Annotated in this window: 12 protein-coding genes; 11 read left to right on the forward strand and 1 reads right to left on the reverse strand. The window is 69.9% G+C overall.

Translation table 11 applies throughout. From position 1 onward, the window contains the following. The first annotated feature begins 209 nt into the window (after positions 1 to 209). The 11 genes from EF387_RS04690 to mftF all read left to right on the forward strand — a co-directional run bounded on the left by EF387_RS04690 (position 210) and on the right by mftF (position 11,555). Positions 210 to 1,700 (forward strand): aldehyde dehydrogenase family protein, encoded by a 1,491-nt coding sequence (locus tag EF387_RS04690; RefSeq protein ID WP_238431331.1) that lies wholly within the window; start codon positions 210 to 212, stop codon positions 1,698 to 1,700. Between the two features lie 84 nt (positions 1,701 to 1,784). Further along, complete coding sequence (locus EF387_RS04695; RefSeq protein ID WP_128375182.1) at positions 1,785 to 2,930, forward strand: epoxide hydrolase family protein; 1,146 nt, start codon at positions 1,785 to 1,787, stop codon at positions 2,928 to 2,930. 44 nt (positions 2,931 to 2,974) lie between these two features. Next, a complete protein-coding gene (locus EF387_RS04700) occupies positions 2,975 to 4,621 on the forward strand; it encodes a flavin-containing monooxygenase (RefSeq protein WP_128375183.1) in 1,647 nt (548 codons plus the stop codon). Positions 4,622 to 4,649: 28 nt separating this feature from the next. After that, positions 4,650 to 5,762, forward strand: a complete 1,113-nt coding sequence (locus tag EF387_RS04705; protein ID WP_128375184.1) for an NDMA-dependent alcohol dehydrogenase — start codon at positions 4,650 to 4,652, stop codon at positions 5,760 to 5,762. Positions 5,763 to 5,891: 129 nt separating this feature from the next. Next, positions 5,892 to 5,987 (forward strand): mycofactocin precursor MftA, encoded by a 96-nt coding sequence (gene mftA, locus EF387_RS04710; RefSeq protein ID WP_128375185.1) that lies wholly within the window; start codon positions 5,892 to 5,894, stop codon positions 5,985 to 5,987. Then, positions 5,972 to 6,265, forward strand: coding sequence for a mycofactocin biosynthesis chaperone MftB (mftB, locus tag EF387_RS04715; protein ID WP_128375186.1), 294 nt, complete (start codon positions 5,972 to 5,974; stop codon positions 6,263 to 6,265). Before mftA ends, mftB begins: the two co-directional genes overlap by 16 nt. Next, positions 6,262 to 7,482: a mycofactocin radical SAM maturase gene (mftC, locus tag EF387_RS04720; RefSeq protein WP_128375187.1), complete on the forward strand. Its 1,221-nt coding sequence runs from the start codon at positions 6,262 to 6,264 to the stop codon at positions 7,480 to 7,482. The genes mftB and mftC overlap by 4 nt, the downstream gene beginning before the upstream one ends. Then, positions 7,479 to 8,687 carry a pre-mycofactocin synthase MftD gene (mftD, locus tag EF387_RS04725; protein WP_128375188.1) on the forward strand — a complete coding sequence of 403 codons (1,209 nt, stop codon included), beginning with the start codon at positions 7,479 to 7,481 and terminating at the stop codon, positions 8,685 to 8,687. Before mftC ends, mftD begins: the two co-directional genes overlap by 4 nt. Next, on the forward strand, positions 8,684 to 9,361 hold the full coding sequence (gene mftE / locus EF387_RS04730; RefSeq protein ID WP_128375189.1) for a mycofactocin biosynthesis peptidyl-dipeptidase MftE: 678 nt from the start codon (positions 8,684 to 8,686) through the stop codon (positions 9,359 to 9,361). The genes mftD and mftE overlap by 4 nt, the downstream gene beginning before the upstream one ends. Next, positions 9,358 to 10,134: a mycofactocin-coupled SDR family oxidoreductase gene (locus EF387_RS04735; RefSeq protein ID WP_128375190.1), complete on the forward strand. Its 777-nt coding sequence runs from the start codon at positions 9,358 to 9,360 to the stop codon at positions 10,132 to 10,134. Before mftE ends, EF387_RS04735 begins: the two co-directional genes overlap by 4 nt. Next, complete coding sequence (mftF, locus tag EF387_RS04740; RefSeq protein WP_128375191.1) at positions 10,131 to 11,555, forward strand: mycofactocin biosynthesis glycosyltransferase MftF; 1,425 nt, start codon at positions 10,131 to 10,133, stop codon at positions 11,553 to 11,555. The genes EF387_RS04735 and mftF overlap by 4 nt, the downstream gene beginning before the upstream one ends. A gap of 187 nt (positions 11,556 to 11,742) precedes the next feature. On the opposite strand, the gene EF387_RS04745 is transcribed toward mftF, so the two are convergent. Next, entirely contained in the window at positions 11,743 to 12,336 is a 594-nt protein-coding gene (locus EF387_RS04745; protein WP_128375192.1) for a TetR/AcrR family transcriptional regulator, read from the reverse strand. Positions 12,337 to 12,349 lie beyond the last annotated feature (13 nt).

The raw sequence follows: 12,349 nt of genomic DNA on the forward strand, positions 1-12,349 counted from the left end.
TGACCTGCGTAAATCCGATCGCCGCGCAGGGCTGTCCGCCGGACGTCGTGATGCGCCCGATGCAATCAGACGGCGTGAACATGCATTGGACGTATGGACGTCCGTCGCCGGAAGCTTGCACGAGCAGCACTGGCACCGGCCACAGGCGACGCAGCTCACCACCACCCTTTGCGGAGCATCGGACCTCGAACAGTGCAAGGAGGCACTACGTGACACAGACCGACACCACCACCGCCAGCGGGGTCAAGAAGCTCTACATCGACGGGTCCTGGGTGAACTCGCGGTCGACGGCCACGATGTGGTCGATCAACCCGGCGACCGAGGAGAAGCTCGCGCTGGTCCCGGACGGCTCCCGGGAGGACGCCGACCAGGCCGTCCAGGCCGCGCGGCGGGCCTTCGACGACGGGCCGTGGCCCCGTCTGTCGGTCGAGGCGCGTCGTGCCTACCTCGTCCGGATGCACGAGATCATGCAGCGCCGGTTCGACGAGCTCGTCGAGCTGAACATCCAGGAGACCGGCTCCATCCCCTCCACCGCCTCGGGCATGCAGGTCGGCCTCGCCCTGGAGTTGTGGGGCGACATGGTCGAGCGGATCATGCCCACCTTCGCCTGGGAGCGGCCGGCCGCGGCCGTGGCGGGTCACGGGGTGGGGCAGGGGATCATTGTCCGTGAGCCGATCGGCGTGGCCAGCCTGATCACCGCCTACAACTTCCCGCTGTTCATCGCTGCGCAGAAGCTCGCCCCGGCGCTGGCGGCCGGGTGCACCGTCGTCCTCAAGCCCGCGCCGACCACCCCGCTGCAGGGTCTGGTCTGGGCCGAGATCGCCGAGGAGGCGGGCCTGCCCGCGGGCGTGGTGAACGTCGTCACCGGCGACCGGGAGATCTCCGAGGAACTGACCACGCATCCCGGCGTCGACATGGTCAGCTTCACCGGCTCCGTCGCAGTCGGCAAGGCTGTCTACGAGCAGGCGGCGCGGTCCCTGAAGCGGGTCGTCCTCGAGCTCGGCGGCAAGTCCGCACACATCATCTGCGACGACGCCGACCTCGCGCCGGCTGTCGAGGACATCCTGTTCCACACCACCACCCACGCCGGCCAGGGCTGTGTCTTCCTCACCCGCACGCTGGTGCACCGCTCGCGGCTGCAGGAGCTGGTCAAGCTGCTCAAGGGGCGGATGGAGGACGTCGTCACGGGGGACCCCCGCGACCCCCGCAGCACCATGGGGCCGCTCATCTCCGCCCAGCAGCGGGAGCGGGTGGAGTCGCTCATTCAGTCCGGCCTGGACGAGGGCGCCACCATCGCCGTCGGTGGCGGCCGGCCCGAAGGCAGCGACCGCGGATTCTTCGTCCAGCCCACCGTCTTCGTCGACGTGGACAACTCCATGACCATTGCCCAGAACGAGTTCTTCGGCCCGGTCAACGTCGTGATCCCCTTCGACACCGACGACGACGCCGTCCGAATCGCCAACGACTCCGACTTCGGTCTGGGCGGCGCGGTCCGGGCCAAGGACCCGGCCCGTGCGTTGAGCATCGCCCGGCGTCTGCGCACCGGCAACGTGTCCATCAACGGCGGCGGCGGTGCCGCCACGCTGCGGATGCCCTACGGCGGCTACAAGAACAGCGGCCTCGGCAAGGAGAACGGCGACGCCGGCCTGGACGGCTACCTGGAGACCAAGTCCATCAGCTGGAGCGTGGCCGCCGGCTGACCTGCCGAACGCGTCCTCGGCACCCCGACCGGGGCCCGGGCGGGGTGCCGCGCCCCCAGACCATGACCGACAAAGGAGTCAGCCATGAGTACCCCCTACACGATCTCCGTCAGCGACGACGTGCTGACCGACCTCCGCGACCGGCTGGCCCGAACGCGGCTCCCGGCCCCTCTGCCCGGAGCGTCGTGGTCGCGCGGCGTCGACCTGGGCACCCTGCGGACGGTGTTGGACCACTGGCGTGACGGGTACGACTGGCGGGCCCAGGAGCGACGCCTGAACGGGTTCCCCCAGTTCCTGGCAGAGATCGACGGGGTGGACATTCACTTCTTCCACATCCGCGGCACGGGCCCGGACCCCACCCCGCTGCTGCTCGTGCACGGTTGGCCCGGCTCCCCGGTCGAGTTCCTGGGGCTCGTCGACGCGCTCACGGACCCGGCCGCCCACGGTGCTCCCGAGGCGCCGTCCTTCGACGTGGTCATCCCGTCCATCCCCGGCTACGGGTTCGGGGGCAAGCCCGCCGAAGAGGGGTGGAACACCGACCGGGTGGCCGACGCGTTCGACCACCTCATGACCGAGGAACTCGGCTACTCCGCCTACGGCGCCCAGGGCGGGGACTGGGGCGGGCTCATCGCCACGGCCCTGGGAGTCCGCCACCCCGAGCACGTCGTCGGACTGCACCTGAACCTGGCCCTCGTCATGCCGCCGGCCGACGCCGACCCCGCCGACGTAGCACAGTGGGGTGCCGCGGCCCAGGAGTTCCAGAAGTGGGAGGGTGCCTACGGCTCGGTCCAGTCCTCCCGACCGATGAGCCTGGCGGTCGGCCAGACCGACTCCCCGGCCGGCCTGGCCGCCTGGATCCTGGAGAAGTTCCACGCCTGGTCCGACCTGGGGGCGAAATCGGTCCTCGACGCCTACTCGCTCGACGACCTCATCACGAACCTGATGTTCTACTGGGCGCCCAACAGCGCCGCCAGCGCCGCCTCCTTCTACTACGAGAATTTCGGCCTGGCCGACCCCGACCTGGTCAACCCCGTGACCGTGCCGGTGGCCTTCGCCCGGTTCCCCGCCGAGATGGCGACCATCGCGCTCGCCCCGGACTCCTGGTACCAGGCGCGGTTCGACATCAGGCAGCTCACGCACTTCGAACACGGCGGTCACTTCGCTGCCCTGGAGCAGCCCGGCGCACTCGTCGCGGACGTCCGCCGCTTCTTCGCCCACCTCACCCGCTAGAGCCGGCGCGCACTGTCGCGCGAACCGATGCCACAGGAGAGAACATGGTCTCAGCACTGACCGCGAAGACGAACCCGCTGCACCAGGGGATCGACCGCTACGACGCCGTCGTCATCGGCGCCGGCCCGTCCGGGCTGTACGAGCTGCACCTTCTCCGCGAGAAGGGGTTGCGCGTCCTGGCCATCGAGGCGGGGGGCGGAGTCGGTGGTACCTGGTACTGGAACCGGTACCCGGGCTGCCGACTGCACTCCGAGTCCTACACTTACCAGTACTTCTGGTCCGAGGAACTGCTCGACGAGTGGCAGTGGAGTGAGGTGTTCGCCGGGCAACCGGAGCTGGAGCGGTACTACAACCTCGTCGCCGACAAGTACGACCTCCGCAAGGACATCCTGTTCGACACGCGGGTGGAGGCGCTGACCTTCGACGAGTCCGCCGACGAGTGGCAGGTGCGAACCGACCAGGGGAACACGGTCCGCGCCCGGGCCGTCGTCGCGACCGTCGGGATGCTCTCGGCCCCGATCTACCCCGATGTGCCGGGTCTGGACTCGTTCGAGGGGCAGGCCCACCACACCTCCCGCTGGCCGCACGAGGGCGTCGACTTCCGCGGCAAGAGGGTGGCGGTGATCGGGACGGGAGCCAGCGGTGTCCAGGTCATCCCACAGATCGCGAAGGACGCCGCGCACCTGTCGGTCCTGGTCCGTACCCCCAACTACGTTCTGCCCCTGCGTAACCGCCCCCTCGACGCGGCGGAGTCGGCGGACCTGCGCGCCCGCGCGAACGAGATACACGACCGCATCTCCTCCACCATGCTGGGGTTCACCTGGTCCCCCGAACCGAAGCCGACCACCGACTACACCCCCGAGGAACTGCGGGCCCACTACGAGAAGCGGTGGCAGGAGCCCGGCTGGGCCAAGGTCTTCGGGCTGCCCCACGACATCCTGCTGGAGGACGGACCCAACAAGACGTACGCGGACTTCATCCTCGAGAAGTCCCGGCCGCGGATCCACGACGCGGAGCTGGCGGAGAAACTCATGCCGAAGCACGCCGTGATGGCCAAGCCCGCCGACTACGACATCGACAACTACTACGAAGTCTTCAACCAGGACAACGTGGATGCGGTCTTCGTCCAGGACAACCCCATCGAGGCGATCACGCCGACGGGGATCCGGTTGCGCGACGGCCGGCTCGACGTCGACGTCATCGTCTACGCGACCGGCTTCGAGGTCCACACCGGTGCCTTCAAGCGGATCGACATCATCGGCGCGGGCGGCGTGAAGCTCAAGGAGGTGTGGAACGACAAGGTCGTCACCTACCTCGGCCTGATGGCCCCCGGCTTCCCGAACCTGTTCCTCGTGGGCGGCCCGAACGGGCGTGCTGCGAGCGGCAACTGTCCGATCGCCTTCGAGGTCGCCGGCGAGTGGATCGCCGACACCACACAGCGGCTCGTCAAGGGCGGCTACGCCCGTCTCGAGGCCGATCCGGTGGCGGCGCAGGAGTGGGGCCGGCGGATCGAACAGGACGGCCAGACGGGGGTCGGTGCCCGCTCCGAGGTGAGCAGCTACGCCTACGGGACGAACGTCGCGGGGCACAAGCGGCAGTTCCTCGCCGCGAGCATCCCGCTGCCGGAGTTCAACACCACGCTGCGGGAGATCGCCGAGGCCGACTTCACGACCGGGTTCATCCTCTCGTGATGATCCGGACCACCATCCAAGGAGAATCATGAAGAAGTCCAAGGCAGCACTGCTCTGGGAGCAGCCCGGTGAGTGGAAGATATCCACAGTGGACGTGGACGCCCCCGGAGCCGGCGAGATCCTGGTCAAGATGACGGCCACCGGGCTCTGCCACTCCGACGACCACCTGGCCACCGGGGACTCCACGTTCGGCGCCTTCCCGGTGTGCGGGGGCCACGAGGGCGCGGGGGTCGTCGAGGAGGTCGGTCCCGGCGTCTACGGCTTCGAAGTCGGAGATCACGTGGTCACGTCGTTCGTCCCGTCGTGCGGCAGGTGCAAGTGGTGCGCCGGCAACCTGCAGCAGCTGTGCGACAACGGCATGTACATCATGAACGGCGGCCAGATGGACGGCACGTACCGGATGCATCTCGATGGCAAGGACATCGGGACCATGGCCATGCTCGGCACGTTCTCCGAGTGGCAGGTCTATGACCAGATGTCGCTGGTCAAGGTACGCAAGGACATCCCTCTCGACGTGGCCTGCCTGGTGGCCTGCGGCGTACCCACCGGTTGGGGTTCGGCCGTCAACGCGGCCGAGGTCCGGCCCGGCCACGTGGTCATCGTCATGGGCGTGGGCGGCGTGGGCATGAACGCCGTGCAGGGGGCAGCCAACATAGGCGCTTCTCACGTCATCGCGGTGGACCCGGTCGAGTTCAAGCGCACCTCCGCGCTGGAGTTCGGCGCCACCGAGGCCTTCGCCACCATCGAGGAGGCGGCCGACTTCGCTCGCAGCATCACGCAGGGCCAGGGTGCGGACTCCGCCATCGTGACGACCAGCCTCATCCACGGTGACCGCATCAACGAGGCCTTCGGCGCCATCCGCAAGGCCGGCATCGTCGCGGTCACGGCCCAGGGCTCGCTGACCGAGACGGGCGTCCCGATCAACCTGTTCGAGCTGTCGATGTTCCAAAAGCGCATCCAAGGCGTCCTGTACGGCATGACCTCGCCCCGCAAGACCATTCCGGCGCTGCTGGACCTCTACGCCGACGGCATCCTGAAACTCGACCAGCTCGTGACCAAGCGCTACACGATCGAGCAGATCAACGAGGCCTACCGCGACATGCGCGAGGGCCGCATCATCCGGGGCGTCGTCAACTTCTGACGACCTCACGACCGTGGGCCGCACGTCGCCGCGCCGCGGAGTACAGGCCGGCGCGCCCCGGCGTTACGGGGGCGGACCCATTCTTGCCGACCCCCAATGTGAACTCGAAACCGAGAACAAGGAGGAGCCGTGGAAACGGAATCCGAGGACCAGCACCAGGAAGAGCCGGTCGTGGACGAGCTCATCGAGGAGATCTCGATCGACGGCATGTGCGGCGTGTACTGATGGACCCGCTGCTGGGAGAGCCGTGGACGCTCTCGCCGTCGGTCGCCCTGCGACCCGAGCGCTTCGGTGCGCTCGCGTACCACTTCGGCAACCGCAAACTGACGTTCCTCAAGCGGCCCGAGCTGGTCGCGGTCGTGCGGGCGCTCGGCGACCAGCCGGACATCCGTTCGGCGCTCGACGCCGCGGGCGTCCCGGCTTCCCAGCACGCGGCTTACGCCGCCGCCCTGCGCGGCCTGGCGGCGAGCGACATGATCCGGCCCAGGAGGGAATCGGCATGACCACCATCGAACGCGCGCCCGCCGGCTCGCTGGTCCAGCAGTTCGAGTACGGCCTGGACGCACCGATCTGCCTGACCTGGGAACTGACCTACGCCTGCAACCTGGAGTGCGCGCACTGCCTGTCCAGCAGCGGTCGGCGTGATCCGCGAGAACTGACGACCGAGCAGTGCGAAGCGGTGATCGACGAGTTGCAGCGGATGCAGGTCTTCTACGTGAACATCGGCGGCGGCGAGCCGACGATCCGGCCGGACTTCTGGCACCTGCTCGAGTACGCCGTGGACCACCAGGTCGGCGTGAAGTTCTCCACCAACGGGGTCCGGATCAACCCCGACCGGGCACGGTTCCTCGCCTCGACGGACTACGTCGACGTCCAGATCTCCCTCGACGGCGCAACCGCCGAGGTGAACGACTACATCCGTGGCCCGGGTTCGTACGACACGGCCCTGACGGCACTGCAGAACCTCAAGGACGCGGGGTTCCGCGACGCCAAGATCTCCGTCGTCTGCACGCGGCAGAACGTCGGGCAGCTCGACGAGTTCAAGGCCCTGGCCGACCGCTTCGGCGCGACACTGCGCCTGACCCGGCTGCGCCCGTCGGGCCGGGGAGCGGACGTGTGGGACGAACTGCACCTGTTGCCGGAGCAGCAACGCGAGCTGTACGACTGGCTGCTGGCCCACGGCGAGGACGTGCTGACCGGCGATTCGTTCTTCCACCTCGCGGCATTCGGGCAGGCCCTGCCCGGCCTGAACCTGTGCGGGGCCGGTCGCGTCGTCTGCCTGATCGACCCCGTCGGCGACGTCTACGCGTGCCCCTTCGCCATCCACGACGAGTTCCTGGCGGGCAACCTCCTCGACGAGGGCGGTTTCCAGCGCGTGTGGCGGGAATCCGAGCTCTTCACCGACCTTCGATCACCCCAGACCGGCGGCGCCTGCGCGAAGTGCCAGTTCTTCGACTCCTGCCGCGGCGGCTGCATGGCCGCGAAGTTCTTCACCGGACTGCCACTCGACGGCCCGGATCCGGAATGCGTCCAGGGCTACGGGCAATCCGCTCTAGCGGGTGATCGCACGGTTCCGTCGTCCAGCCAGAACCACTCCAAGGCGAACCCGACCAGGAACCAGCCGGTGATGCTGAAGCTGCTCACTCGGCGCCCTGTGTCGGCCTGCGCCGAAAGCCCGCTCGCCGGGTACGACCCGGCTCGCGAACAGGAAAGCCGATGAAGATCGAAAACCCCTGGAAGCAGAACCCCTGGTTCGAGTCGGTCGCGGTCGCCCAGCGGCGGGCCCGTAAGCGGCTGCCTGCCCCGGTGTACGGCGCTCTGGTCGCGGGCTCGGAACGCGGGCAGAGCGTGGCGGACAACCAGGCCGCGTTCGCCGAGATCGGGCTGTCCCCGGTCGTCGCCGGCCAGCACGCGAAGCGGTCGATGGAAACGTCGGTCATGGGCCAGGACGTCTCTCTGCCGGTGCTGATCAGCCCGACCGGCGTCCAGGCCGTCCACCCCGACGGTGAGGTCGCCGTGGCCCGGGCCGCCGCCGCGCGGGGCACGGTGATGGGGCTGTCGAACTTCGCCAGCCGCTCGGTCGAAGAGGTCACCGCCACCGGCGCCCCCACCTTCTTCCAGATGTACTGGACGGGCGACCGCGACGTCATGGTTCAGCGGATGCAGCGCGCGGCGGACGCGGGCGCCCTCGGCCTGATCGCCACCCTCGACTGGTCGTTCTCCATGGGGCGCGACTGGGGCAGCCCGGAGATCCCCGAGAAGGTCGACCTCAAGACCATGGTCCGGCTGGCCCCGAAGGTCGCCACGAAGCCGCGCTGGCTATGGCAGTTCGCCCGCACCGGTCAGCTCCCGGACCTCACCGCGCCGAACCTCGCTCCGCCGGACGGTGACGCCCCGACGTTCTTCGGCGCCTACTACGAGTGGATGACGACCCCGCCACCCAGCTGGGCCGACGTCGCCTGGATGCGGGAGACCTGGCAGCAGCTCAGTGGGCAGCCCTTCATGCTCAAGGGCGTCAGCCGGATCGACGACGCCCGTCGCGCGGTGGACGCCGGTGTCGCCGCGATCTCGGTGTCCAACCACGGTGGAAACAACCTCGACGGGACACCCGCCGCGATCCGCATGGTCCGCCCGATCGCCGAAGCGGTCGGCAGCCAGATCGAGGTCGTCATGGACGGCGGGATCCGGCGCGGCTCGGACGTCGTCAAGGCCCTGGCCCTGGGGGCACGCGCGGTGATGATCGGCCGGGCCTACCTGTGGGGTCTCGCCGCGAACGGCCAGGCCGGCGTGGAAAACGTCCTCGACCTCCTGCGCAACGGGATCGACTCCACGTTGCTGGGCATGGGTGTCTCCTCGATCGACGAGCTCAACCCTGAACTGCTCATGGTGCGCGAGGGGTTCGACCGCGCACTCGGCTCGCGATGAGCCACGCGCTCGCGGACGGCACCACGGCCACGGTGCCGCCGGCCGCGGTGGTGCTGGTGCCGGTGGGCTCCGTCGAGCAGCACGGCCCGCACCTGCCGCTGGACACCGACACCGTCATCGCCGACGCGGTCGCCCACCGGGCCGCGGAACTGGCCGATCGCCCCGAGGTCGTGGTCGCGCCGCCGATCTCCTACGGCGCGAGTGGTGAACACCAGACGTTCACCGGCACCAGCTCGATCGGTACCGACGCGCTCCGGACGGTCCTGGTCGAGCTCACGCGCTCGGTGCGCACCTGGGCGGCCCGCGTGGTCTACGTGAACGGTCACGGAGGCAACCTGGACGCACTCGAGGCCGCGGTCGGGCAGCTCACGGCCGAGGGACACGATGTCGCGTGGGTCGCCTGCGTCGCCGAAGGATCGGACCTCCACGCGGGCCGCACCGAGACGTCCCTGATGCTGCACCTGCGGCCGGAAGGAGTCCGGCTCGAACGAGCCGAGGCCGGCAACACGGCTTCTTTGCACGAGCTGATGCCGCAGCTACGAGCCGGTGGCGTCGGCGCGGTTTCGGCCAACGGGGTCCTCGGTGACCCTTCGGGCGCCTCCGCCGACGAGGGGAAGCACATGCTGGAACACATGGTGGCCAAGGTGGCAATGGCGCTCGGGGCGTCCACATGAGGGTCGCCCTGGTCACGGGTGCTGCCCGCGGAATCGGCGCGGCCACCGTCCGCCACCTCGCCGAAGACGGCTACGCGGTACTCGCCGTCGACTGGTGCGCCGGGCCCGCGGCAGCGCCGTACCCGATGCCCGAGCGAGCCGAGCTCGACGCGGTCGCCGCACCGTATCCGGACGTCGAGGCATACGTGGCCGACGTCCGCGACCGCGAGGCGATGACAGGCGCCGTCGCCGCAGCCACGGCTCGCTGGGGCCGGCTCGACGTGGCCGTGGCCGCGGCCGCTGTCGTAGCCGGCGGGCTCCCGCTGTGGGAAACGCCGGCTGACGAACTCGAACTGCTGTGGGAGATCGACGCGATGGGCGTCTGGAACACCGCCGCTGCCGCCGTTCCGGCGATGCTCTCCGGTCCGGAGCCTTCGGGGTGCCGGTTCGTCGCGATCGCCTCGGCGGCCGGCCGGCACGGCATGTTCCACCTGGCGGCGTACAACGCGGTCAAGCACGCGGTCGTCGGCACGGTGCGCGGGCTGGCGGCGGACCTGGTGGGGTCCGGGGTCACCGCCGTCGCCGTCGCACCGGGAGCGACGGACACCGCCATGCTGCGCCGCACCGCGGATCTCTACGACGACGCCGACACGGCAGACCTCGTGGCACACCAAGGCATCCGTCGCGCGATCACACCGGAAGAGATGGCCGCGTGCATCGCGTTCTGCTGCTCACCGGCTGGTGCCGTGCTCAACGGAAGCGTCGTCCACGCCGACGGCGGGTACCCGTCGTGACGCCCCGAGGCCGCCGGCTGCCGGACGGGTTCACGATCCGGATCAGGGCCGACGTCCGACGCCACGGGGACAAGGGAGTGCTGGTCGGTGGTTCCCCGCTGCGAGTCGTCCGGCTCAGCGCCCGCGCCCGGGAACTCTTCGAGGGCGATCGACTCGAAGTGAAGAACGCGACCGGTCGCGCCGTCGCCGAACGGCTGTTGGACGCGAATCTCGCCGATCCCGACCTCGCCGGACCCGGACCGGCGGACATCACGGTGGTCATACCGGTCCGTGACCGACCAGACCAGCTCGACCACGCGCTGGCAGCGGTGCACCCGCTGCCCTGCATCGTCGTCGACGACGCCTCTCACGACCCCGCTGCGGTCGCGACCGTCGCCGCTCGGCACGGCGCCCGGCTGGTCACCCTCGTGGAGAACGTCGGTCCCGCCGGCGCGCGCAACGCGGGCCTGCGGCACGTGCCCACGCAGTTCGTCGCGTTCGTCGACTCCGATGTCCGCGTCGACGCCGCCACACTGGGCCGCCTCGCCCGGCACTTCGCCGATCCCGCGGTCGCCCTGGCCGGTCCGCTGGTGCAGAGCCGGGCGCGGTCGTCGCGTCCACGCTGGTTCGAGCGGTACGACGAACAGGCGTCGTCGCTCGCGCTCGGCACCACACCAGGCTCGGTACACCCGGGAGCCGCGGTCGGCTGGCTGCCGAGCGCCTGCCTCGTCGGCCGGGTCGCGCACCTCGGCGCGGGTTTCGACCCGGCCATGCGGGTCGGTGAAGACGTCGACCTGGTGTGGCGGCTGGTCGCCCGCGGGCACGTCGTCCGTTACGAACCTCAGGAGACCGCCTACCACGACGCCCGGCCGACGATCGGGTCGTGGCTCGGGCGCAAGTTCGTCTACGGCACCGGCAGTGCCGGCCTGGCGGCCCGCCACGGCACCGCCGTCGCGCCGGCCGTCATCCCACCGGTGGCCGCGGTGGGCGCGGCGGCGGTACTCCTGCACCGTCGGTGGTCCTGGCCCGTCGCCGCGGCCTCCCTCATCTCCAGCCAAGTGCGCCTGAAGCGCGTCCTTCCGGACATCCCCGGCCGTGGTGGCCTGGCCACCCGGCTCGCTGTCCGCGGCCTCGGCTGGTCGGTGCGGCAGGAGTCGGCGTTGCTGGTCCGCCACAGCTGGCCGGCGGCCGCCGCGCTCGCGCTGGTGAGCAAGCCGGTGCGGCGTGCCGTGCTGGCCGGCCTCCTGGTCGATGTCGCCGTGCAGGTTTCCGAACTCCGCCGGCCGATCCCACCGTCCTGGCTGCTCGCCCGTCAGCTCGACAACCTGGCATACGGCGCCGGCCTCTGGGTGGGAGCGCTGCGCAGCCGCTCACCCCGGTCTCTCCTGCCGCGCTTCACCCGGAAGGACGGGGCTGCTTCCGGCAACGGCGTTTCACCCTGATGGTTACCTCGCCACTCTTGGTTCCGTTGCCACGGCAATGCCCGCAGCGAGTGGGCCATCGACGTCCGGTCGCGGTTGTGGTGACCCTCCGTGGCCAGGCACGGAAAGTGATCCAGAACCTGAAAATTGACACTCAGCCAGTTCATGGATGTCGACCCCTCCGGTCCTCTGGTCATCCTGCGCGGCTCTACTGTGGCGCGCAGCCGCGCAGGACGGACGCGATCAGGTCGTCCAAGCCGTGCTCTGCCGCCTCCGGCGGCAGGACGCCGCTCACCGCCAGGGCGGCGTAGCCGTGCAGCGCCGCGAAGACCGGCAAGGCAATCCGTTCGAGCGGCCCCACTCGAACTTCACCCCGGCGCTGCCCGTCGCCGATCAGCTCCAGGAGTTGATCGGACCACTGGTGGGCTGTCGCCCCCAGCGCCTCCGACGCCTGCGGACTGTGCTTGACCGAGAACATCAGGTCGAGCAGTGCGGCGTTGGCCACGGCGAAGCCCACGTAGGCGCGGGCCGCGGCATCCAGCCGGTCGGCGAACGCCTCACCAACGCCTTCCTGCGAGGCGGCGATGGCCTCGGCGAGCCGCTCCAACCCGGTCAGCGCCAGGGCGTCCAGCAGCGCCTGCTTGGACTTGAAGTGGCGACTCGGCGCGGCGGGGCTCACTCCGATCTCGCGGGCCAGTTCGCGCAGGGACAGCGCGGACACTCCCCTCTCGCGCAGTGTCTTCTCGGCTCGCGCGAGCAGCGCGGCGGGGAGGTCTCCGTGGTGGTAGGGGCGGTTCGTCATGCCCTCAGCCTAG

Source organism: Streptomyces cavernae, from assembly GCF_004023625.1.
Lineage (GTDB): Bacteria > Actinomycetota > Actinomycetes > Streptomycetales > Streptomycetaceae > Streptomyces > Streptomyces cavernae.